We start from the raw sequence: 22,277 nt of genomic DNA, 5'->3' as shown, positions 1-22,277 counted from the left end.
ATAAGAAATAATTTTTAATTAATCGATTAACCTTATACTTTTGCGTTAAGTTACGTTATAAATGTCTATAGAGAGTGGAAAAAGTTTCCTTAAAAGTAATAGCAAAAGAGTTAGGAGTATCTGCTGCAACCGTGTCACTTGTTTTGAATGGAAAGAACAAGAACGGCAGGGTAAGTGAGGAAATGTCAAAAAAAATCATAGATAAAGCGGCTGAGTTGCATTATATACCTAATAGCCTGGCCAAAGGTTTGAAAATGGGGCATTCAAAGTCAATCGGATTAATAGTCGCTGATATTTCGAATGTATTTTTTGGCACGTTGGCTCTCCATATTCAGAATTACGCTGAGAAAGAAGGATACACAGTGATTATTGGTAATACCAATGAAAAATTGAAGGAGATGGAAAAGATAATTACTTTTCTTAATTCCAGGCAGGTGGATGGTTTAATTATCACTCCTGCAGAAGGAAGTGAAGTTTTGATAGAATCGGTTTTAAAAGGTAAGAAACCGTTGGTTTTGGTAGACAGGGGCTTTCCGGATTTAAACGTTCCTTCTGTACTGATCAACAATTATGAAATATGTTATCGTTCCACAAAGCAGTTGATTGACCAGGGATTTAAAAATCCGGCATTCATTACTTACAGACAGGATCAGTTTCATACCAACGAACGAAAACGGGGATTCATAGAGGCAATGAAAGATGCAGGACTTTTTACTCCGGATCATGTGAAGGAAGTAAGTTATCAATATTTGAATGAAGATATGGATAAGGCTATTTCACAATTATTGAAATGTGAAAAACAAGTAGATGCCATTTTCTTTGCTACCAATACTATCTCCATGGCGGGTGTGAAGTCGTTGTTTAAACGGGGAATGCTTATTCAAAAAGATATTCAGGTAATGTGTTTTGATGAAACTGATGCTATTAATTTGTTCCCCTTTAGGGTACCCTTCATTAAACAACCTATCGAAGAGATGGCTAAAAGTGCATTGGAACTGCTGATTGATCAGATAGAGAAAAAGGAAGTTAAAAACCAAAAACTCTTTTTGGAAGCAGAATTGATTACCTGAAATTTTTTCTACAATTAGTTAAACGTTTAATTAATCTCTGATAAATTGCTTTTGTAGAAGATTAGATAATTATGATAAATGTGGGGGTAGTAGTTAAACGTTTAATTCTATCCTTTATATAGTATAAAAAAGTAAACTAAATTGTATGCAACAAAATTATCCTAAGATCGGAATTCGTCCTGTGATTGACGGACGGCGCGGAGGTATCAGGGAATCTCTCGAAGATACCACTATGAATCTGGCGAAAAGTGTAGAAAAGTTATACCGTGAAAATCTTCGGTATCCCGACGGTTCTCCGGTAGAATGTGTGATTGCCGACAGTTGTATCGGGGGGGTGAGAGAAGCAGCTTTATGTGCTGAAAAATTTGAAAAAGAGAATGTAGGACTTTCTTTGTCGGTTACTCCTTGTTGGTGTTATGGGTCGGAGACCATTGACATGAATCCTACTATACCGAAAGCGATTTGGGGATTCAATGGTACTGAGCGCCCGGGTGCGGTTTATCTTTCGGCTGCGCTGGCGGTTCATAATCAAAAGGGACTGCCTGCATTCGGTATTTACGGAAGGGAGGTACAGGATATGAACGACCCGTCGATTCCGGCCGATGTACAGGAGAAACTGCTTCGCTTTGCGAAGGCGGGACTTGCCGTGGCTATCATGCGGGGGAAATCATACCTCTCCATCGGTTCCGTCTCGATGGGGATCGGTGGCTCTATGACCAATCCCGATTTCTTGCAGGAGTACCTCGGGATGCGTACCGAATTTGTGGATGCCAGTGAAATACTTCGCCGCATTCAACTGGGTATCTATGATCATGATGAATTCGCCAAAGCGATGCAGTGGACAAAAGAGCACTGTATGACTCGTGAGGGAGAGGATTTTAATCCTGAACATCTGAAGCACAGCCGGGAACAGAAAGATAAAGACTGGGAGTTTGTGGTGAAGATGACACTGATCATGCGTGACCTGATGATCGGAAATCCGGTACTGGACACTATGGGATATGGTGAAGAAGCCCTCGGCCACAATGCCATAGCGGGAGGTTTCCAGGGGCAACGGCAGTGGACCGATTTTCTGCCCGATGGTGATTTTTCGGAAGCGATCCTCAATTCTTCATTCGACTGGAACGGGATCCGGAAACCATTCACTTTTGCTACTGAGGATGATCACCTTAACGGTATCAGTATGTTATTCAACCAATTACTTACCAATACTTCCCAGATCTTTGCCGATGTACGTACCTACTGGAGTCCCGAAGCGATAGAACGGGTAAGCGGATGGAAACCGGAAGGAATATTGAAAGATGGTGCGATCCACCTCATCAATTCCGGTTCATGTACCCTTGACGGTACCGGTCAGCAGTCGGATGAAAACGGCAATCCTGTGATGAAACCTTTCTGGGAGATCAGTGAGGAAGAGGTGGAAAAGATGCTCAATGCCACTACCTGGTATCCTGCATCGCTTGAGTATATGCGTGGAGGAGGATATTCTTCACAATTTCTGACCAGGGCAGGTATGCCGGTGACCATGTGCCGCCTGAACCTGATCAAGGGATTGGGGCCTGTATTACAGATTGCTGAAGGATGGACAGCCACCTTTCCTGAAGAAGTTTTCGACATCATCAATAAGCGAACCGACAAGACATGGCCGTCTACCTTTTTCGTGCCGCGCATCACCGGTAAAGGCCGCTTTACAGATATCTATTCGGTAATGAATTATTGGGGCGCAAATCACGGTGCTATCAGTTACGGACATATCGGTGCCGACCTGATCACACTGGCTTCAGCGCTTTCTATTCCGGTGAATATGCACAATGTGGATGATGAAAAGATCTTCCGTCCGGATGCATGGTCCGCATTCGGTTCTGATAACGAAGGAGCGGATTACCGTGCCTGTGCTGCTTACGGACCGCTGTATAGATAGAGAACCAAGAGCCAGGAATCAGGACGTTCAGATGTAAAATATTCAGACTCAAAAGTAAAATAATGAGGTGAATATGTGAAACAGGACGAAGTGGATCAAAGATTCCGGTTTATCGGAATAATAATAAACCAAATAAAACAGATACAATGGAGAGAATTAACTTTAAAATGCTGAAATTAAGCACCCTTATTTTGGGAATTATGCTTTCATTACCCCTCTTTTCCCAAACAGAGTCGATGGGGGAGATGTTTGAACTGGCAAAATTGAAGTCGGGCATGAAAAACAGGAGGATATCCAGTACCGATCCCACAGGAGGAAACCGGGACCATCTGGAACCTTTCAAACCCGGTGAAAAGCGAACCATTGCCGAGATAAAAGGGACCGGTGTAATCAACCATATCTGGATAACCATTGCACCTCCGCCCGGTGAATTAAGCAGGAACGATATCATTATCAGGATGTATTGGGACGGGAACGATTATCCATCGGTGGAATCACCTATCGGGCCTTTCTTTGGCCAGGGATGGGACGAGCGGTATAATTATGCTTCGCTTCCCCTGTCGGCAGGACCCGAGGAAGGAACAGGTCTGAGCAGTTATTTTGCGATGCCCTTTGAGAAAGGAGCAAGAATAGAGATTGAGAATCAGACTGATAAGACGATCAATGCTTTCTATTTTTATGTAGATTATCTCGAGATGGCGGAGCTTCCCGAAGGAATGGGCCGTTTTCACGCCTGGTATAATCACAGCTTATCTAAAGCCCTGCCTGAAGGAGAAACTGAATGGGCACTGACAGGCGAATGGAAGCCTAATACCCAGTTAGACCGGAACTATGTTTTTATCGAAACCAAAGGGAAAGGGCATTTTGTAGGGATCAATTATTACGTACACTCTCCTACTCCCATGTGGTACGGCGAGGGAGATGATATGTGGTTTATCGATGGGGAGAAGACTCCTTCTTTGATCGGCACCGGTACGGAAGATTTCTTCAATACCTCCTGGTGTCCCAAAGAGCCGTTCTCACATCCTCATTTCGGTTATCCGAGGGTGAACAATGATATAGGCTGGCTGGGAAGAACCCATGTATACCGTTTTTTTATCAACGATCCCATTTTCTTTGAAACAGAAGTGAAAGGAACCATTGAAACAGGACACAACAACAATCTTACCCTTGATCTGGCCACTGTGGCTTACTGGTATCAGGATAGTGCGGTAAAATTGCCTCCGGCGCCATCCAAGGAAGTACGCAAACCCAAGCCTTTTATCAACCATATGGATATGCACCGTTGGAGAGATGCCTGGCGGAAGGCAAAAGGAAATGACCCTCAGTTGTGGGGAAATGAGTGATCCATTATAGAGGAAATAGTATAAAAAATAAATAGTTTAATCATATGAAAAATTTTATCAGCAAACTTGCTTTGGTTTGTCTGTTCCTGGGGATCACTGTTTATACCTTTGCAACCCAAATGCCCGACGAAGCACAACAGGCTAAAACCATCAGAGGAGTTGTTACAGAACAGAGTACAAATGAACCCTTACCGGGAACAAGTGTATATGTGAAAGGTACTACTGTTGGCACTATCACCGATATGGACGGTAGATACCAGTTGAATGTGCCTTCAGAAAATGCGGTACTGGTTTTTTCCTTTATCGGAAAGAAGACAGTGGAACAATCTGTGAGAGGAGTGACAGTAATTGACGTAGTTATGGAAGATGATGCTACTATGCTGGAAGAATTGGTCTATACTGGTTATATGACACAACGAAAAGCCGATCTTACCGGCTCTGTTTCCATAGCAACAAGTAATGACATTATCAAAAATCCTTCAGCTAATGCAATGAAAGCGTTGCAGGGAAAACTTTCCGGAGTTCATATTACAACAAACGGAGGAAATCCCGCTGAAGGGGTAAATATTCAGATTAGAGGACTCTCTTCTCTCTCGGGCGGTGTGAAGCCGTTGATTGTACTGGATGGGATGCCCACGGAAAACCTTAACCTCAGAGATATTAATTCCGGAGATATAGAATCGATCCAGGTATTGAAAGACGCTGCTTCAGCCAGTATATACGGTGCACGCGCATCCGGTGGTGTGATTTTAATCCAGACTAAAAAGGGGAAAGAAGGCGCCATATCCGTCGAGTATAACGGAAGCGTTTCATTCAGCTCTGTTTTGAATAAACCTACATTAATGAATGCGGAAGAGTACGGAATAGCGGCTTTCAGAGCGCAGGCATACGACGAGAAAGTGTATGGCGTGTCTATGTCATTACCCACTACCTATGATTTTACCTGGCATAGAAATGACAACGGGTTGGCAGTGCTCGACGGAGTGAAACCGGCAGAATGGCTCAATCCGGAGATGACAGCCAGGGGTTCGGATACGGACTGGATGGATGAAATTTTCCGTACCGCAATGATGACAAACCATCAGGTAACCGTTTCCCAGGGGACAGACCGGTCAAAAAGTCTGTTTTCACTGGGGTATTTCAATAATGAAGGTACGCAGATTCATACCTTTTTCAGGCAATATTCGGTCCGTTCCAATACGGAATACGCCTTGTTGAACAACCGGTTGAAAATCGGTGAAAATATTGCATTGAGTTACCTGCAATATAAAGATGCGAACGAAACCCGTTGGGCAATGATCAACCCTCCTGCCGGCCCTGTGTATGATATCAACGGTAACTGGGCGGGAGCTCCCGGTTTTGATGACTTTACCAATCCGGTACGTGTACTGACAATGAATAAAGATAATATCAATAATTATGTCAAAATAATCGGTAATATTTTCCTTGACCTTGATATCTGGAAAGGGATATCGGCACGTACTCAGTTCGGGGTAGATTACGGTAATGCCTATAACAGGGCAGTCGATGGCATCTGGTCTGAGACCGGTGGAAGAAACAGCGACGGAGAAAATTATGTAGGGAATTGGCAATCACATCCTTTGAGTTATGTATGGACCAATACGCTTTCCTACAGTCTGAATACCGGAAGACATTCATTGGATGCGGTGGCGGGTACCGAATTTACCCGATTTGTGCAGGAAGGATTTTCGGCCAGAAGAGAAGGAATATATCTGGAAGACAGGGATTTTGCCCATATTGGTGTGACTACCGGTACCAAATATTCATTGGGTAGTTCGGCAGATGAATATACTTATTTCTCGCTCTTTGGTAAAGTGAATTATGCGCTTGACTCAAAGTATCTCCTCTCATTCACACTGCGACGCGACGGGTCTTCACTCTTTGGGGCAAACAACCGGTATGCTACTTTTCCCGCTGTTTCGGCCGGATGGAGAATCAACAACGAACCTTTTATGGCTGACGTGGAAGCAGTATCTGACCTGAAGCTTCGTGCAAGCTGGGGAGCCAACGGAAGTGTGCAGGGATTGCCACGCGGATATACTTCCACCCCTTTCACGACTGATTATTTCGGTACATCCTATCCGATAGAGGGGAATGAAAGCGGTCCTCTCTGGTCAGGTTACAGGAGAACCTGGCTCGGAAATCCCAATCTTAAATGGGAGACAACAAAGCAGACCGACGTGGCGGTAGATTTTGGTTTTCTGAATCAGCGGATATTCGGTTCATTAAGCTATTACTTTAAAAAGACGAACGACGTGTTGGTACAGGTTCCTTATATTGCCGCTATGGGTGAAGGAGGAGAGCCATGGATCAATGGCGCCAATATGAATAATCAGGGTGTGGAATTTGAAATTACTTACAGAAATGACCCAACAGCCGATTTCCAGTATGCTATCACTGCCAATATAGGTTCTTACAGGACAAAATTGGTAGAACTTCCCGAAAATGTGGTCAACAGGTACCCGGGTGATGGTATGCGTGATTTTGTGATAGGCAAAACACCTAATATCCTCTATGGAATGGTGGCCGACGGGATCTTCAAAACTCAGGAAGAGGTGGATAACCATGCCGAGCAGACAGGGAAAGCGATCGGAAGAATCCGTTATAAAGACCTGGATGGAAATGGAGTCGTGGATGAATTGTATGACCGGACTTTTATAGGAATTACCGATCCAGACTTTTTCGGAGGCATCACCTTTGATCTCGGTTACAAAAATTTTGATATGAATATCTTTTTCCAGGGTGTATACGGTAATAAAGTAAATAATATCTGGAAACAGGAGAGCGATCTGTGGAATATTTCTGTTCCTGCAGGGAAGAATCATGAAAAAAGAATATTGGATGCATGGTATTTCGATAATCCCGATTCCGATATTCCGGCTATGTCCAATTCAAATCCAAATAGCGAGCAGCGGTTTTCCTCCTATTTTGTTGAAGACGGCTCCTATCTGAAGTTGAGAAATATAGAACTGGGTTACACCTTCCCGAAACAGCTTACGAATGCGATGATGATGCAACACCTTCGGATTTATGCTTCTGCACGTAATGTACTTACGCTGAAAAAAGGATGGGGAAAAGACAGATATACCAGTTTTGATCCTGAAATGCCGGGGTACGGTTATCTGACACCATTCACCATGGCTTTTGGAGTTAATGTAACATTCTAAATTTATAGATTATGAAACGATTAAAATATATCTTTTTGCTCGTCACCTTCCTTGTTACGGCAAATAACTGCTCCGATCTTTTGGAAGTGAATCCTAAACAGGTACTGGATGAGGGATTACTGAATTCTCCGGAAGATATGGAAGGTTTTGTGACAGCAGCTTATGCAAGGATTACCGATATACCATCCTGGGATTCTCCTTTTTCGCCCTGGTGGTCCGGCTCTATGCGGTCTGACGACTCATATAAGGGTGGTGGTGGCGTCTGGGACGGCGGTGACGGATGGGGTTTTATGGAAACTTTTGTGAATCTGACTGCCAATGGTTGGCCGATTGATTATCCGTGGTATGTTTCCTATCAGATTATCCAGCGTAGCAACACCGCAATACAGAAACTGAATAACATCTCCGAGGAGGATTATCCTTTAAAGAGTGTCCGAATAGGAGAGATGAAGTTTCTCAGGGCTTTTGTTCATTTCAGGCTGAAGCAGTTTTTCAAATATATACCTTATATCGATGAAAATGTAGTGGGTAGTTCGGCTGAGTTTGAAGCGATTCCCAACAGAGATTCCAGTTTTCCGAACGACCAGTATCTCTGGGAACGGATATTGAGTGATTTTAAAGATGCCGAAGAGGCGTTGCCCGATGTGCAACCGGAGAAAGGAAGGGTAGATAAAAATGCAGCCACAGCAATGGTGGCCAGAACCCTGATGTTCATGGCATATGAGCAGAACGACAGGCATCAGGTGGTTAATATCAATAAAGACCGGCTCTCGGAGGCGTTGGTTTACCTGAACAAGCTGACCGATCAGGAAGGCGGTAAAGTAGACCTTTGTCAGGATTTCGGGGAAAACTTTATTCATACTTCCGATAATAATACCAAAGAGTCGATCTGGGAAATTCAATATTCTATTGATGATGGCAGCTCTACCGGAGGAAAAATCAATCGTGGGGAAGGATTGAATCACCCCTGGAACTGGGCAGGATTCCAATGTTGCGGATTCCATCATATCAGTTATAATATGGGGAATGCCTTTAAGACAGGTCCTGACGGATTGCCGCTGTTTGATGACTACAATAATGACAGTTACGGAAATTATATCAAGAATACGGATGGAAGTGATAATATAGCACTTGTTGAAGCGGGAAATCCGGACTATTTTAATAAGTACAATTGGGATCCCCGTTTCAGCCATACGGCCGGTGTGCCCGGACATCCGTGGAAATACGATCCTGATCTGATTTTTGAAAGCAGGGGAATAAGGAACGGAGCTGAATATGGTTGGTTGAAATCAGTGAAAGAATTACCCCATCCCGGTTGTGATTGTCTCTTGTATGACGGATGGCAATTCAATTCGATGAACAAGCGGATGATCCGTTACGATGAAGTCCTGCTCTGGAAAGCGGAAGTACTTATTCAGTTGGACAGATGGAATGAAGCCTTAATCCCTATCAATAAAGTTCGTGAACGTGCTGCTAACAGCACTGGTTGGTTGATCAAGGCCGATGGTACACCGGTAATGAACTATCATGTGGAGGTCTATAAACCAGGTGAGAACTGTGTATGGGATAAGGATTTTGCCTGGAAGGCAATGCAATGGGAAAACCGCCTGGAAATGGCCGGTGAAGGACGCCGTTTCTTCGATCTGCAACGCTGGGGTATCCTGGAAGAAGTGATGAATAACTATTTTACCGTGGAGAAGACACGATTCTCATGGATGGCAAATGCCCGCTTTACTGCCGGACGGGACGAGTTTTTCCCGATTCCGCAAAATCAGATGAAATGGGCCAAAGGTAACTATACACAAAACCCCGGATATTGATACCGGAAATAAAATCTATGGTTATGAGAAAAATAGGAAAACTTATTATTGTAGCACTGATCTTAGTACTGTTTACAGGATGCTACGACAGAGATATTATCGACAGGAAAGATTTTAATCATTCCTTACCTAAAGTAGAGAATCTGTCTTATACGCTGGAAGGAAATGTGGTTAGACTGTCATGGCAGATATCCGGCAATATCCCTCAGGACTTCAATCGACCGCTGGAAGCAAGTATTCAGGTGGTGGAGGATGATATTTACCGGCAAAGGTTCTCCGTATTTGATGAAATCAATTCAGCGGCGGTTACGATAGATCCGAATAAAGAGTACCGGTTTATTGTCAAATTGCTGGGTTTTCTGACTCCCGAAGCAAAAGAAGAAGGGTTTACCGACAGGGTCTTTTCTGAAGGTGTAATAATTAAAATTGAATGACAACTGTGATACCATAAGTAGTGAGGGTGTACCGAAAGCGAGGTACATGTTTTTAGTCACACCGCTTAGCGGTACACCCTTTTATCTTTGTTCACAGAGAATTGATTAAATAGCATTTAGCCGAAAAAAGTGTATGAGCCCGGAAAAAAATAGAAATTATTGGATACTTATAGCCTTTGCTATCATTACGATAATTATATCGTCCTGTAGCAAAGAAGAAGGCAGTGATGAGCCTTATATTCCGGTTGATGAGATCTCGTCGGCCGAAACCGATCTCATACCCGACAAGGAGACAAAAACTGTTTCCACACTTCTCCAGTTTAAAAATCTTGACAATATTGATTATCTGGTCATTAATAAGAGTGGAGGAGAAAGTTATTCGGAAAAGATCAGCCGGAGCGAACTCTCTTCCTCTTATCTTTTTACATACCAAGTGAGAGTTTCTGATCCTGATTTTTTCAGATTGATACTGAAAGCTGTTTATCTGGATGGAAATATCTCGAAAGAAATTTCACTGAATGTAGATAACCGGTGGGGCTTTTTTATCCGTAATGTGAGCCGGATAGCACGTGTGACCGGTGCCCCGGTATCCGGAGAGACATTCCCCAGTCCCAACAATACATTAAACTGGAATGTGGGTGGGACTGATCTGGGCATTGTATGGGAAATGGAACCGGGTAAATATGGAATATTCTTTGGAGATACTTTCGGGCGGGATTTCAAACCGAACCCCACTAATCCCGGACCTAACGGAGGTAGTTGGAGAAGTAACGTGCTGGCTTTTTCAGAAGATAAAAACCTGGATGACGGGTTGACCTTCAGCAGCATGGCGACCGATGCCAGGGGAGATGCCCGTGAAATTATATATGGCGGGAAGGACGGTTCGGGCAATGGAGACTGGACTTCTATTCCCACAGCAGCCATTCGCGCCAATGGAGCTGATTATGTCCATTACTTCAATATGAGGAACTGGACCGGCTGGATCACTAATTATTCGGGAATGTACAAGTCGACCGATAACGGACTGACATGGGAGAAGTGTGAAGGAGTTACGTTCTCTTCCAACAGTCCCTTTGGACAAGGTGGATATTTCAAGAAAGATGGATATGTATACATGATCGGTACACAAACCGGGCGCGACAGCAAAGCCGTTCTTGCCCGGTTTCGTGAAGCTGATATCGAGAACCGGGATCAGTATGAATATTGGAACGGATCTTCCGGGCAATGGATCAAAGGAGATGAAAATCTGGCAACCGTCATTATAGATGATAAGGTGGGTGAGTTGTCGTTCATCTATAGTGAGACATTTAACAAGTGGTTTGTTGCTTATTTCAATGGTGACAGGTATAATATCACCATGCGTACAGCGGAACAGATTACCGGCCCCTGGAGTGAACCGTATGAACTGGCAGCGGGAAAGGATTATGCGCAATTATATGGATCTTATTTCCATCCCCTGTCCGTAAACGGCGATAACCTCTATTTCCTGATGTCAATGTGGATGCCGTACAATGTTTTTTTGATGAAAGCCGAAATAGCAGATATGGGTAGCTTTCAGGATTAAAGAATAGTACAAACGATTATTTAGAAAACAGAGATATGCGACAGTTACTACTTTCTTTATTTTTACTGATAATCCTCCCTTCGGGTGCTCAGCAGAGTTTTTCGAATTGGAAACAATTGGCACCTCCCGATACGGTTGGCGCATGGATACAACCGGCACAGGGAAAACCGGCGATGCCGGTATGGGGCCATGCCGATGGTATAATTGTGGGATTGGCTCCGTTACCGGGCCCCAGAGGATTGATCCGGATTTACACTCCCTATCTGGATTATGGATTTCCTGAGGTGATGAATTTCATTGCTTTTGAGCCGATTCCGAGAGGGGCAGAAGAACGTGGGTATTCGGAACTTGAAATGAGTAGCCTTGATAAGGAGCAAAGGGGTAAACGTTTTTGGAGCTCTGACGATGCTACGGCTGTTTTACCCTTAAATGAGCAATACCCGACAAGAGGGATAGTGGAAAAGATAGACGGAGAGGAGACGCTGACATTGTATGTCTTTTCCGAACCTTTTGATAACGGTGCCAAAGTATATGCCCGTCTTCGGTTTTTTGAATCCCGTCCTTACGAATTTGAGATAACCTCTTATAAATATGATGGTTCTGTGGATCTGGATTATTTCATAACGAGTGCAACAATGGGAAACAAAGCCCGTCTGAGGACGCTTTTCTTCAAAGACAAACAAATATCCTCACTTGAAATATGGCCCGATTATAAGGATATCCATTTTACTTCACGTGAATATTTTTCACAAGAGAGGATGATACGGGATAAAAAGGGTAACGTCTATTTTATTGCCGCCCCCGATGAGGAAGATTACAGCCGGACTGTATTTACGCACGACACGAAACTGCATTGGCAATACAGGGGTAAACATGCAACCCAGTATTGGATAAAAGAGAATCCCCATAAAGAGTTAAAGGGAGTAATTACCGGCCGCTTTACTTATTGGGCAAGTGAGGCACCCATACCGGGAGGTATATCCATCGAAAATTTAGAATTGAATTCACCGTTTAAGAACGGAGAAAAGTTTATCTTTGGGATTACTCCGTTGTCACCGCAACAGTTTATCGGGAAAATACAAAATTAGAGAGGTAAAATGAATAATAATCGCAGGACATTCCTAAAAAAAATTGGCTTAGGCACTATTGCCGCGTCAAATATTCCCGGCTTTGCATCGGCTGAAAGTTTATTGAGATCAAATAACCCTGAAAAATTGAATTTTCAGCTTGAAAGAACCGAGAGAAGCTATAACGGAGAATACAGGAATGAGTACTTAAGCAAAGTGGCTTTTCCGGTTGGAGGCATAGGTGCCGGTATGTTCTGCCTGGAGGGAACCGGAGCGATTTCTCACCTATCGGTTAACCATCGCCCGGAGATCTACAATACGCCCTATGCTTTTGCAGCTATCAGTATTAAAGGGATAAAAAACGGAGCGAAAGTGCTGGAATCAACTGTTCCTACCTGGAAACTGTTTGGCCCGCGCGGAAGTGGAAATGGTTTGGGTAACCGGAATTACGGGTTACCGAGGTTTGAGAAAGGTTCGTTCAGAGCCAGATTCCCTTTTGGAATAATAGATTTAGAAGATAAAGATATTCCACTGGATGTAAAAATTACCGGCTGGAGTCCCTTTATTCCTACTGATGAGGATAATTCAAGCCTTCCGGTGGGAGTACTGGAATATTCCTTTAAAAACAGATTCAATGAGGTGATTGAAGCCGTCTTCTCGTACAATGCCCGTAATTTTATTGATGAGGGAGGGTATATATCCGGGCAGAAAAATGGCTTTAGAATGACCAAAGCCGGTACAGACGGCAACAATGGAATTGGAGGATTTGCTGTTTATCTGGACGATAATAATGCTGTGACCGATCATTGCTGGTTCAGGGGTGGATGGTTTGATTCGCAGACAATCCTTTGGGATAACATAAGGAGTGCGAAGATTATTGGTAATGCTCCCATTGAAGGAGTTTCTCCGGGAGCTTCTGTCTATCTGCCGGTAAATTTGAAACCGGGTGAAGAAAAAACAGTGAAAGTCAATTTCTGTTGGTATCTTCCTAAATCGGATCTTTCTATAGGACAAAGAATTGTTACCGGACCGGCATTTACCGGTAAAACAGCAAAGCAACCGGTAAAGGGTCAGCAAAAAGTGTCGGGTTATATAGGGCAGGGCTTGTTGAACTCTTTTGATCCGAATGGGGATGGACAAGTGGGAACTTTGCTCTCTCCTGAGTTTACCATCAGCAAAAGATACCTCAAATTTTTAGTGGGAGGCGGGAATCAAAAGGGAAAAACATCTGTCAACCTGTGGATAAATGACCGGATCGTGGAGACTGCGGTGGGAAACAATACAGAACAATTAACGGAAGTAATCTGGGATTTGAAAAAATATGCGGGAAAAACTGCCCGGTTGAAAATCATTGATCTTGATACATTCGCATGGGGACATATTCTCGCCGACCAGTTTGTTTTAACCGACCGTCATGATGAGATACTCTCCTCCCCCTCTTCAGGAGCGATTTTGCTGGCTGATTTTGAAGGTGATTATTCAGAAGGATGGGAAATTATAGAAGCCGAGGAAGTGGGTGTTGTAACTCCCGGGAATTCCTATTATCGTCCCTGGTATGCAACCCGATTTGAGAATCTGGACAGTGTAATCGGATATTGGAACGAGAACTGTACAACGTTGAAAAAATACTCCGAATTATTCAGTAAATCTTTTTACGACTCCACCCTCCCCCCTGAAGTGCTGGAAGCAGTGGCTGCCAATTTAACTATACTAAAATCGCCCACCGTATTACGTGTATCCGATGGGAGGCTTTGGGCATGGGAAGGTTGTAACGACGATTCCGGATGTTGTCATGGTAGCTGTACGCATGTATGGAATTATGCGCAGGCTATTCCTCATCTTTTTCCTGCTTTGGAACGGACATTACGTGAGACGGAATTTAAAGTAAGCCAGAACGAAGAAGGGCATCAGAATTTCAGGACCAACATTCCTATCACTCCTACCGATCATAGCTTCCATGCGGCGGCAGACGGTCAATTGGGAGGAATCATGAAAGTCTACCGGGATTGGAGGATCAGTGGAGATACGGAATGGATGAAATCGTTGTATCCATATGTGAAGAAGAGCCTCGATTATTGTATCCGTACGTGGGATCCGAAGGGGAAAGGATACCTCGAAGAACCGCATCATAATACATACGATATTGAGTTTTGGGGGCCTGATGGAATGTGCACCAGCTTTTATCTGGGTGCACTCACGGCCTTTATTGAAATGAGCAAAACATTGAAGGAGCCTTATAAAGATTACCAGGCTTTACTGACAAAAGGTAAAAAGTATATTGAAAATAACCTCTTTGATGGTGAGTATTTTATTCAAAAAATTCAATGGGAAGGGTTGGAAGCCCCTAATCCGGTAAATGTACAATCTTTCGGTGGTGCATATTCTGAAGAGGCCATTGCTTTGTTACAAAAAGAGGGGCCTAAATATCAATATGGTACCGGTTGCCTTTCGGATGGGATCTTGGGAATGTGGATGGCCTCCGTCTGCGGACTTCCGGAAATAATAGATAATAAAATGGTTACCAGTCACCTGAAGGCAGTACATAAATACAATCTGAAAACAACGTTACTCGATCATTACAATCCGCAACGACCGACGTATGCTTGTGGTGAAGACGGAGGATTATTACTCTGCTCATGGCCGAAAGGAGGAGCATTATCTCTACCGTTTGTTTATAGTAATGAAGTTTGGACCGGAATTGAATACCAGGTGGCAAGCCATCTGATGCTGAAAGGAGAGATAGAAAAAGGTCTGGAAATAGTGCGCATCTGCCGTGACAGGTACGACGGTTCTGTAAGAAATCCTTTTAATGAATATGAATGCGGTCATTGGTATGCCAGGGCAATGGCAAGTTATGCCATGATACAAGCGCTGACGGGAATCAGATACGATGCAGTAGATAAAATACTGTATATTGATTCAAAAATAGGAGATTTTACCGGTTTTATCAGTACCGGTACAGGCTTTGGCACACTCTCATTAAAAAATGGAAAACCCCGGCTGGAAGTGTTATTTGGTTCGATTGATGTTAAAAAATATAATATCTTTGGAAAAGAAATTAATCCATAAATAATAAATTCGGAAAATTCAAAACAGTTTCTAAGAATATCAATAAATTTTTAATTTGTTTATTATGCGTTTAAAAACAACTTTCTTTTTTCTTTTTTGTATTGCATTCACGACAACCGTTTTTTCCCAAAATCGTGATTTCAATGGTCTGGATATGAATATGGGTAACCTATATCGGCTATCCAATGCGGAAACACGTTCTATCAGTCCGGAAAATTTTACCGGCGAGAAAGGGAAAGGGGGAATGGCTATCCCGGATCCCAACGCGCCCCGCAATACGGCCAATGCCACAAATCCTGCACGTGATCTGGGACAGGGCTGGAAGGTGAATCCGTTTGTGACGATCAATCCGGGTGAAACTTTCACCATGGCTGAAATTGAAGGGCCGGGTGCTATTCAGCATATCTGGATGACACCGACCGGTAACTGGCGTTTTTCCATTATACGTATCTACTGGGATGATGAAACGGAACCGTCAGTAGAGGCACCTGTGGGTGATTTCTTCGGCATGGGGTGGAATGAATATGCCCATCTGAATTCCCTGCCTGTAACCGTCAATCCGGGTAGTGCATTCAATTGTTATTGGGTGATGCCGTTCCGCAAAAAATGCAGGATCACCATGACTAATATCAATGATGAACAGCCGATGAACCTCTATTATCAGATCGATTATACGCTGACCGATGTGCCCGACGATGCTGCTTATTTCCATGCACAATTCCGCCGCACAAAAGTGAATGAAACCTCCGATTATACCATTATCGACGGAATAAAGGGAGAAGGGCACTATGTAGGTGTCTATATGGCCTGGCAGGTGAATAACAATGGCTGGTGGGGCGAAGGAGAAATCAAATTCTTCATGGATGGAGACAAGCAATTCCCTACCATCATAGGAACCGGAACTGAGGATTATTTCTGCGGATCGTATAATTTCGACCGGCATGGGAAATACGTTACTTTTACAACACCTTATGCCGGATTGGTGCAGGTATTGCCTCCCGATATTACCTACAGATCCGGACAACGATTCGGAATGTATCGCTGGCATGTGATGGATCCTATACGGTTTAAGAAAGACCTGAGAATCACCATTCAGGATCTGGGTTGGCGGCATGGACACCGTTATCTGCCACAGAAATCGGATATCTCGTCTACTACTTTCTGGTATCAGAAAGAGCCTCATGCTCGGTTTCCCAAGTTTCCTTCCTGGCAGGAATTGGAAGTGAATTAACCCTATGCTCTGAATGATAAAATCGATACAGGAATAACTAAAATATAATGAAAGAATGATGAAGAGAATAGGATTGAAGACATTATTACTCATTTTTACGTTTTTATTATCTCTCTTTCAGATGAACGGGCAAGCTCAAACCTACCGGTGGAGTGATGAGGTAGAGCTTTTGAAAAGAGTGGACCGGTTGCCTGCATATCGACATAATCAATTGATAGAACAGGAGTCGAGTTACGACCGGACGGGTGGAAATGACGATGGCTTCAGTGGCACTTATTCTTTTATCCGTAAGGAAAAAGAGGGACTGGTGCTGGCCGAATTTGAAGGACCGGGTGTAGTAAACCGTATATGGACTCCTACACCTACAGAAGACACATTGTTGTTTTACTTCGATGGAGAACGGGTCCCACGCCTGAAGATTCGTTTTATGGATCTTTTTTCGGGAAAGGTCTATCCTTTCGTAAAACCGGTTTGTGGTAACGAAATAGGAGGGTATTACAGCTATATCCCTATTCCATTCGCAAAATCATTAAAGATCGTGTTCCAGGGAGAGCGGATCATGTTCCATCAAATTCAATACCGGATGCTACCCGGAATGAATGTGGAAAGCTGGACCGGGAATTTCTCCGCTTCCGACAAAGAATTGTTGGCAGAGGTGAGTGACGTATGGGCTGATATATCACCTACAGTAAACCGCTATGCAACCGGTTTGTCGTCTAGTGTCCGTACCGAAGAAAAATCATTTACTATTGAACCGGGAGAAGAGGTAGCTTTCTTTGAGAAAACAACCTCGGGCCGTATTGTCGGTTTTGAGATTGACGGTGGAACTGCATTTGAAGGGATTTATAAAGATATCATCCTTTCTGCAAAATGGGATGATGAACAGGTAGAAGCCATCCATGCCCCCCTGACTGATTTTTTCGGTTATGCCTACGGAAAACCGGCTATGCGAAGTATCGTGATGGGACGGCAGCAAACTTCCAACTACTGTTACCTGCCCATGCCTTTCGATAGATCGGCTTCCATGAAACTCATCTATGAGAAAAGGGAAGGAGTACAGCAAAACGCTGTACCGGTGAATGTGAAAGTATATTATAACGACAACGGACGAAATATCAATGAGGAAGGAAAACTCTATACCGTTTGGAGAAGAGAAAAACCTGAATCGGGTCAGTTCTATACTTTTATGGAAACCAAAGGAAAAGGTCATTATGTGGGGACCATCCATCAGGCACAGGGTTTGCGACCGGGTATGACTCTTTTCTTCGAGGGAGATGATACCACATATGTGGATGGAAAAATGCGTCTGCATGGTACCGGTTCGGAAGATTATTATAACGGAGGGTGGTATGCGCTGCTCGACCGGTGGGACAGAGGAATCAGCATGCCGATACACGGTTCGCTTGATTATTCCCTTCCCATGGGACGTACCGGAGGCTACCGTTTTTTCCTTTCGGATAAGATGTCTTTCGGGAAAGAAATCTATCACGGTATGGAACATGGAGAGGTAGGCAATAATTTTCCCGTAGATTATACGTCTGTTGCATTCTTTTACGCGGCACAACCGTTGAAAGAACGGATGGAACCGACCGCGGATTTAAGGGAGGTCTACTTTCCTGAAAAGCATATCTATTTCCCGCAGCTGATGGAGATTACCCTCGACAGGGGAATACAGGCCATCTTAGACAGAGGGTTGATGCTTACCTCTTTTGGGCAGGGTATGGTCAGGGTGATGCTTACGGATGTACCCGAAGGGAAATACAGGGTATTGGTCAACTATCACGAAAAGCCGAATGGGGCCGATTTCCAGGTATGGCAACGGCAGAATCAACTGTCGGAGTGGATTTCGACAAAAGCCGACAAAGAAATCTTCAGGGAGAATGTCCATGTGGGGGATATACAACTCACTTCCCAGACTAACTCTGTCACCTTCCATGTGAGGAACAATGACAAAGCCAACCAGTTCGAACTGAATCTGATCATACTCGAAAGAATAAATTGATTTGATGATGTGGTGATTTTGATGATCCCGGCAAGTCGGAATAACTTTTCCCGATTTTTTGGGAAGTAGTGGTGATTTTGATGATTTGAAAGATATGATAAAGAGGCTTATTTATAGAGTGTTGGGTATGGTTATGATTTTCTCTTCCGTAGTGCATGCACAGGATGCCAGGGTAGGGAGCCAATCTTTGCCGATGGAGCTGAAGCTGCCCCGTTCATTGGAGAAAGCTGTTCGGAAGATCCAGTACGACCTGTTGGGGAATGAGAAAGGAACCAGCCGGATCGAGGTGGTGGACGAGAATTGTCTTCACATACAATTCAACTTCTCTCCCGGCCAGACTGTTCGCCAGGATGACTGGCAGGTGGTTGTCATTCCCGGGTTTACCCCGTCTTTCCATTGGGCGCCCCACCTTACACCTACCGGCAGCCATATTATCGACCAGCATGTATTCCGTTCTCCGGCACTGATCGTCGCCGATGACCGACAGGTGATTACCCTGATCCCCGATCTTGATATTATGAAAAAGGGAACTCCGGTAAGATGGTATCTCGATCTCGATGCTGAAAATAATCGCCTGGTATTGGGGATGAGTAACAGCAGGGTCGACGATCATGTCCTGTTTGTCCGTGAACCGGGTGCTGAGTATCCGGCAGGAGAAGTGGAGATCGGATTTTTCCTGATGGTGCATAGTGACGAAGCGTCACTTAAAAACCCTTTCAGGAGGCCACTCGATTTCCTCTGGAATCGTTGGGGGCATGATCTTTATCAAGCCGGGAATCCGGTAGATGCCGATTTGGAACGATATGTGGAGCACACCTATAACTGGGCTTTCAACAGTTGGGCGGATAACGTATGGCAGGAGTTCGAACTGGACGGTAAGAAGGTCGGTTCACCGGTTTTTATCGTGAATGTCACGCAGAGCCCCAATTATCCGGGAGAAGTCAATGAGCGGGAATTCCGTTCGGTATGGAATCAGGCATGGTTCAGCTCCCTGCGTTCTGCCGGGGGGTTGTACCGGTACGCCAGAAGGACCGGCAACACAACCTTGATGGAAAAGGCGCTGCTTACCAAAGAACTGGCTCTCTCTTTTCCGAAGGTTGAAGGTTTCTTTTACGGCTTGATCGGCACAGAGATGCATGAAGTGGAAATCGAGGGGAGAAAATATAACCGTAGTAAGGGATGGGATGCCTGCTACTGGGGAAATTCAAACCGGAATCCTTATACCTGGAATGCTGCCGAATCACCATTCCATATTCTCGATATGAGCTGGACGGCGTTGCTGATGCTTCGTTGGTATGATGAACTGGAAAAGGATGAACGATTACTTCGTTACGCGGAACAATACGCCGGATCATTGCTCGGTATCCAGTCGGAGAATGGTTTTTTCCCGGGATGGCTCGACCTGCGCACGCTGCAACCGATGACTCACCTGAATGAATCGCCTGAGACCTCTATGTCGGCGACCTTTCTTTTGAAACTCTATGAACTGACCGGAAAACAGGAATACAAAGAGGCAGGTCTCAAAGCCATCGATGCGGTAATCCGGGACATCATTCCCTCGGGAAGATGGGAGGATTTCGAGACCTACTGGTCCTGTTCGCGGTATGGAGCAGATCACCTGGTCGGGAAAAAAGTCGTCAGAAATAATATGTACAAACAGAATAATTTCTCCATGTTCTGGACGGCCGAAGCACTGTTCGAATGTTACCGGCTGACCGGCGACCGGCGATATCTGGAACAGGGGCGGCGTACCCTCGATGAATTACTGATGACACAGGCTTCGTGGCAGCCGCCCTATATGTATGTGAATGTGCTTGGCGGTTTCGGGGTATTGAATGCCGATGCCGAATGGAACGACTCCCGCCAGAGTCTCTTCTCCGAGTTAATCCTGCAATACGGGAAACTTTTAGACAGTGATGAGTACAATGAGAGAGGGTGGGCTGCGCTGAAGGCATCGTTTGTAATGATGTATAGTCCCCTTAATCCTGTCACCAAAGCACAATGGGAGAAAGTGTATCCCTTCTTCGGAGAGGAAGATTATGGCTTTATGATGGAAAATTACGGCCATGGAGGGCGTACCAGCCCCGAAGGGGAAGGAATGGGAGAATTTACAATATACGATTGGGGAAACGGTGCTGCTGCGGAAGCCTATAACCGTATTCTCGATAAATTCGGAAAAATTGAATAAAAGCTTTTAAATAATACACAAATGAAACTAAAACAAATCTATCGTACTGTACTGCCTGCCATGATCGGGGGTGTAATTTTACTCTCCTGTACAGGCAACAGGAAAACATCAGAAAATATGGAGAAGAAATATGAAAAGGGAACTTTCGGATATGATCTTAACTATCTGTCCGAAAAAGATGAGGGATTGATCGTACTGAAGTCGGAAGATGAAAAGGCACAAATAATCCTATCGGCGAAGTATCAGGGAAAAGTATTTACTTCCACGGCCAACGGACCGGAAGGTAATAGTCACGGATTTGTAAATTACAACTTCTTCGATGCGGGTATAGTAGATGAACATATGAACGGCTTCGGCGGAGAAGATCGTTTCTGGCTCGGCCCGGAAGGGGGGAAGTATTCCATATTTTTTGAGCCGGGGAAAGAGCAGGTATATGATAACTGGCATACTCCCAAAGCCATCGATATCGAAGAGTGGGAGGTAAGCCGTGTGACTCCCAAAGAGGCTGTTTTTGTCAAGGAGATGGAACAGAAGAACTACTTGGGGAGTCTCCTGAATATTGCGATAGAACGGAAAGTTGCATTGCTTTCCCCCAGTGAAATAACGGGTAAATTACAGGTTGAAATCCCTGAAGGAGTGAATGGGGTGGCCTATGAAACAACCAACAAAATTGTCAATGGCAATGATTTCGAATGGACCCCGGAGACCGGTACGGTCTGTATATGGATGCTCGATATGTTCAATCCTTCCGAAGCTGCTGTAACTGTGATCCCTTATAATACCGGTGACGGGAAGGAACTGGGTAAGGTGGTGACATCCGATTATTTCGGTGAAATTCCTGCCGACCGCCTGGTTGACGATAATGGGATCCTCTATTTTAAAACCGATGGAAAGTCAAGAGGCAAACTGGGAATGAATGCCAAACGCACCAAGTCGATTGCGGGAAATTATGATCCGCTTGCAAAGCGATTGACCATCGTGACATTTGATACTGATCCGGATGCAACCTATTTGAATCAGGAATGGAATCCTGACAGGGATCCGCTTGTCGGAGATGCATTGAATGCTTATAACGACGGTCCGTTGGAAGACGGAAGCATTATGGGCCCCTTCCTGGAGCTGGAAAGTTGCTCGCCCGCTGCATTCCTGAAACCGGGAGAGTCGCTGTCGCACAGACACAACGTATTCCATTTCACGGGCGATGAGGCAAGCCTTTCTCCTATAGCTGAGAAACTGTTAGGAGTAGACCTTGAAAAAGTGAGAAAGATCTTTGAATAGGTTATACTTCAGATTTAGCTCTGCTGATTTGCAATTCTTAAATTTATCAACCTCAGACTTCTTTAAAAAATAATATATGAAACGAGTAAGAGCCGGGAA

13 protein-coding genes are annotated in these 22,277 nt (G+C 44.4%); all 13 read left to right on the top strand.

The window, feature by feature from the left end; all coding sequences use genetic code 11:
- Nucleotides 1-74: 74 nt before the first annotated feature.
- The 13 genes from U2P89_RS03505 (at nt 75) to U2P89_RS03445 (ending at nt 22,178) form a co-directional block, all read left to right on the top strand.
- Entirely contained in the window at nt 75-1,070 is a 996-nt protein-coding gene (locus tag U2P89_RS03505; protein ID WP_322190635.1) for a LacI family DNA-binding transcriptional regulator, read from the top strand.
- Between the two features lie 145 nt (nt 1,071-1,215).
- Nucleotides 1,216-2,991 carry an L-fucose isomerase gene (locus U2P89_RS03500; RefSeq protein WP_322190634.1) on the top strand — a complete coding sequence of 592 codons (1,776 nt, stop codon included), beginning with the start codon at nt 1,216-1,218 and terminating at the stop codon, nt 2,989-2,991.
- Between the two features lie 146 nt (nt 2,992-3,137).
- On the top strand, nt 3,138-4,337 hold the full coding sequence (locus tag U2P89_RS03495; RefSeq protein ID WP_322190633.1) for a glycoside hydrolase family 172 protein: 1,200 nt from the start codon (nt 3,138-3,140) through the stop codon (nt 4,335-4,337).
- A gap of 44 nt (nt 4,338-4,381) precedes the next feature.
- On the top strand, nt 4,382-7,525 hold the full coding sequence (locus U2P89_RS03490; RefSeq protein WP_322190632.1) for a TonB-dependent receptor: 3,144 nt from the start codon (nt 4,382-4,384) through the stop codon (nt 7,523-7,525).
- 11 nt (nt 7,526-7,536) lie between these two features.
- Nucleotides 7,537-9,345 carry a RagB/SusD family nutrient uptake outer membrane protein gene (locus U2P89_RS03485; protein ID WP_322190631.1) on the top strand — a complete coding sequence of 603 codons (1,809 nt, stop codon included), beginning with the start codon at nt 7,537-7,539 and terminating at the stop codon, nt 9,343-9,345.
- Between the two features lie 23 nt (nt 9,346-9,368).
- On the top strand, nt 9,369-9,779 hold the full coding sequence (locus tag U2P89_RS03480) for a DUF4945 domain-containing protein (protein ID WP_322190630.1): 411 nt from the start codon (nt 9,369-9,371) through the stop codon (nt 9,777-9,779).
- A gap of 133 nt (nt 9,780-9,912) precedes the next feature.
- A complete protein-coding gene (locus U2P89_RS03475; protein WP_322190629.1) occupies nt 9,913-11,343 on the top strand; it encodes a DUF4185 domain-containing protein in 1,431 nt (476 codons plus the stop codon).
- Between the two features lie 35 nt (nt 11,344-11,378).
- Nucleotides 11,379-12,431 (top strand): hypothetical protein, encoded by a 1,053-nt coding sequence (locus U2P89_RS03470; protein WP_322190628.1) that lies wholly within the window; start codon nt 11,379-11,381, stop codon nt 12,429-12,431.
- 9 nt (nt 12,432-12,440) lie between these two features.
- Nucleotides 12,441-15,479 carry a GH116 family glycosyl hydrolase gene (locus U2P89_RS03465; protein WP_322190627.1) on the top strand — a complete coding sequence of 1,013 codons (3,039 nt, stop codon included), beginning with the start codon at nt 12,441-12,443 and terminating at the stop codon, nt 15,477-15,479.
- 64 nt (nt 15,480-15,543) lie between these two features.
- A complete protein-coding gene (locus tag U2P89_RS03460) occupies nt 15,544-16,710 on the top strand; it encodes a glycoside hydrolase family 172 protein (protein WP_076928251.1) in 1,167 nt (388 codons plus the stop codon).
- Between the two features lie 55 nt (nt 16,711-16,765).
- Nucleotides 16,766-18,712 (top strand): glycoside hydrolase family 172 protein, encoded by a 1,947-nt coding sequence (locus tag U2P89_RS03455; RefSeq protein ID WP_416188608.1) that lies wholly within the window; start codon nt 16,766-16,768, stop codon nt 18,710-18,712.
- 94 nt (nt 18,713-18,806) lie between these two features.
- On the top strand, nt 18,807-20,900 hold the full coding sequence (locus U2P89_RS03450; RefSeq protein WP_322190626.1) for a hypothetical protein: 2,094 nt from the start codon (nt 18,807-18,809) through the stop codon (nt 20,898-20,900).
- 21 nt (nt 20,901-20,921) lie between these two features.
- Nucleotides 20,922-22,178, top strand: a complete 1,257-nt coding sequence (locus U2P89_RS03445) for a DUF6786 family protein (protein WP_322190625.1) — start codon at nt 20,922-20,924, stop codon at nt 22,176-22,178.
- Nucleotides 22,179-22,277: the final 99 nt, after the last annotated feature.

Source organism: Proteiniphilum sp. (assembly GCF_034331125.1).
GTDB classification, from domain to species: domain Bacteria; phylum Bacteroidota; class Bacteroidia; order Bacteroidales; family Dysgonomonadaceae; genus Proteiniphilum; species Proteiniphilum saccharofermentans.
The sequence above is the reverse complement of the archived record's forward strand: the minus strand, read 5'-3'. Positions and strand labels throughout refer to the sequence as shown.

Bases quoted from the DNA above. Each gene is read 5' to 3' on its own strand.
- U2P89_RS03490 (WP_322190632.1), top strand. From the start codon at position 4,382: ATGAAAAATTTTATCAGCAAACTTGCTTTGGTTTGTCTGTTCCTGGGG.
- U2P89_RS03475 (WP_322190629.1), top strand. From the start codon at position 9,913: ATGAGCCCGGAAAAAAATAGAAATTATTGGATACTTATAGCCTTTGCT.
- U2P89_RS03485 (WP_322190631.1), top strand. From the start codon at position 7,537: ATGAAACGATTAAAATATATCTTTTTGCTCGTCACCTTCCTTGTTACG.
- U2P89_RS03455 (WP_416188608.1), top strand. From the start codon at position 16,766: ATGATGAAGAGAATAGGATTGAAGACATTATTACTCATTTTTACGTTT.
- U2P89_RS03500 (WP_322190634.1), top strand. From the start codon at position 1,216: ATGCAACAAAATTATCCTAAGATCGGAATTCGTCCTGTGATTGACGGA.
- U2P89_RS03445 (WP_322190625.1), top strand. From the start codon at position 20,922: ATGAAACTAAAACAAATCTATCGTACTGTACTGCCTGCCATGATCGGG.
- U2P89_RS03460 (WP_076928251.1), top strand. From the start codon at position 15,544: ATGCGTTTAAAAACAACTTTCTTTTTTCTTTTTTGTATTGCATTCACG.
- U2P89_RS03470 (WP_322190628.1), top strand. From the start codon at position 11,379: ATGCGACAGTTACTACTTTCTTTATTTTTACTGATAATCCTCCCTTCG.
- U2P89_RS03480 (WP_322190630.1), top strand. From the start codon at position 9,369: ATGAGAAAAATAGGAAAACTTATTATTGTAGCACTGATCTTAGTACTG.
- U2P89_RS03450 (WP_322190626.1), top strand. From the start codon at position 18,807: ATGATAAAGAGGCTTATTTATAGAGTGTTGGGTATGGTTATGATTTTC.
- U2P89_RS03465 (WP_322190627.1), top strand. From the start codon at position 12,441: ATGAATAATAATCGCAGGACATTCCTAAAAAAAATTGGCTTAGGCACT.
- U2P89_RS03495 (WP_322190633.1), top strand. From the start codon at position 3,138: ATGGAGAGAATTAACTTTAAAATGCTGAAATTAAGCACCCTTATTTTG.